Annotated in this window: 4 protein-coding genes; 2 read left to right on the forward strand and 2 right to left on the reverse strand. The window is 47.1% G+C overall.

Translation table 11 applies throughout. The annotated features are described in order from the left end of the window. Positions 1 to 338: 338 nt before the first annotated feature. Entirely contained in the window at positions 339 to 707 is a 369-nt protein-coding gene (locus tag ACNPQM_RS43955; protein ID WP_044704866.1) for a hypothetical protein, read from the reverse strand. 120 nt (positions 708 to 827) lie between these two features. On the opposite strand from ACNPQM_RS43955, the gene ACNPQM_RS43960 reads away from it, so the two are divergent. Continuing rightward, a complete protein-coding gene (locus ACNPQM_RS43960; RefSeq protein ID WP_375877820.1) occupies positions 828 to 1100 on the forward strand; it encodes a YgdI/YgdR family lipoprotein in 273 nt (90 codons plus the stop codon). A gap of 42 nt (positions 1101 to 1142) precedes the next feature. Then, positions 1143 to 1349 (forward strand): YgdI/YgdR family lipoprotein, encoded by a 207-nt coding sequence (locus ACNPQM_RS43965; protein ID WP_198896934.1) that lies wholly within the window; start codon positions 1143 to 1145, stop codon positions 1347 to 1349. A 375-nt stretch (positions 1350 to 1724) separates the two neighbouring features. Here the strand turns inward: ACNPQM_RS43965 and ACNPQM_RS43970 are convergent. Continuing rightward, a partial coding sequence (locus tag ACNPQM_RS43970; protein ID WP_418088391.1) for a hypothetical protein occupies positions 1725 to 1977 on the reverse strand: 253 nt, incomplete at its 5' end.

The raw sequence follows: 1977 nt of genomic DNA on the forward strand, positions 1-1977 counted from the left end.
GAGTCCAACCCGGAAAGACACGAAAAATCGCTACTGGCAGCAGCCATTAGTAACTGGAGGTATACGAGAGACAAATTAAGAGGTCTTGAAGTATGGGCCTGAGAGAGGCTACACTGAAAGAACATTTTTGGTTTCTGCGGTCTCGTATACCCAGTTACCTGGTTAAGCAGTTCCCCAACTGACTTAACCTTCGATCAAACCACCTCCCCAGGTGGTTTTTTCGTTTTCAGAGCAAGAGATTACGACTGTAACGACAGGATCACAAGAAGATCATTTACTCAGAGAGACTAACTACCACTATGTTTGCCTATCAACATACTTAGGAAACATTACTTGAGTTAACGACTCCACCTTACTTTTAGTATCTCGCAATGAATCTTCCGACCGCCGTTGTGTTGAAGTTCTATTGCGCCACCGGGGTATAAATCACTTTCGTTTAACTCAATTAAAAGCTCGTTCTTGTGAGCATCCTCTAAATAAAGGTAATAACACCCACCATAAAGGTTCTGCGTATCTGGCACGGCAACAAAAGATTTCTTTCCGAACAGTAAAACAGCCTCTTTTTCTCCATGCTCTGTTAGCAATAATCGAAATTCTTGTCCATCAGGCGCGATCCCCCATATACGCAAGATCGGCGCTCTATGTGGCTTATACCAAAATTGATAGTAAAGACCTGCCACTACAACCAGTGAAATTAATAAGGCCATTTCAATCCTCAAAAACAAGCAACATTCCAAAATCGTTTTTCATTCATTTTTACTGCTGGGCATGATGCCCACCTTCAATCCTCTTTTCGCATGAAAAAACGACCTATACTTAGATGGTTAGTGACCATATCCACTTTACCTTTAAGCAGGGAACCTATTATGAATAAAAAAACGCTGTTGGCGGCCATGATGGTCGCGTTGGTGACCTTTGCCGCTGCTGGATGTTCTTCAAACCAAGAAATAAAAACCACAGATGGTCGCACTATCGTTACAGACGGCAAACCCAAAGTTGACAGTGATACGGGGTTAGTATCCTACAAAGATGCCCATACAGGCCGAACCGAACAGATCAACCGTGACAAAATTACCAACATGAGTGAACTAGACAACTGATACGGATAAAAGGAGCTGGCTTTGAAAAAGATTTTTGTTTCAGTGTTCGCAGCGGCAGTTGCGCTTTCAGCCCTAACCGGCTGCACGCGCACAAGCTATGCCATCCACACCAACGACGGGCGTACAATTGTCAGCGACGGCAAGCCTACAGAATCAGACTCAGGCCTGCTGGGCTATAAAGACGCAAATGGTGTCAAACAGCAGATCAATAAAGCCGACGTTAAAGAAGTCTCTGAAATTCCGCATTGAGGCATCGCTCTCTCCGAAAAGGGCCGCTAATGCGGCCCTTTTCTTTATCTGCCCCAACAACAGGCAAAAAAAGCCCCCGCTGGGGGCCAAATACCTGCAGTGGCTGGATAGTACTGCATTCCTGATGAAGGAGACGAATAAGTATGGGCCGGATTTTTGCGTCTGCAGGCTCGGTCGCCACAATTTTTCCGTACCCGCCAGGCATCATGCTTTTACCATAACATCCGTTGTCTGCACCGCCGGATCGGCACTGACGGCGCAGACGGCACCTGGCACCCGAAAACCCGGCTTAAGCAACGCTACATCCTCCGTTAAGCCGGGAGATAATTTTTACCCGACTGCATAGCCATGCAGCCAGGTGAATGACGGCAGGATTCAGCCCAAAAACAGCGTGAAGGCCCCGAAAACCGGCAAATGCTTTTCCAGCCACTCCCACAGTTCTGCCGCCAGATGCAGGCAGTTAAGTACAGCTTCAATAACATTAAGCAGTTTCATAATTCCCCCTGGTATAGGCCGTGATCTTTGCATCACGACGTATTTAGCGGGGAATTTCGCAGCCCTTCTTCTTGGGGTCGTTTGCGGGAGGGGGCGGAATCCTACGCTAAGGCTTTGGCCAGCGATATTCTCC

The organism is Streptomyces sp. NPDC056231 (genome assembly GCF_048270745.1).
In the GTDB taxonomy this organism is placed as follows: Bacteria; Actinomycetota; Actinomycetes; order Streptomycetales; family Streptomycetaceae; genus Streptomyces.

Bases quoted from the DNA above. Each gene is read 5' to 3' on its own strand.
- ACNPQM_RS43955 (WP_044704866.1), bottom strand. From the start codon at position 707: ATGGCCTTATTAATTTCACTGGTTGTAGTGGCAGGTCTTTACTATCAA.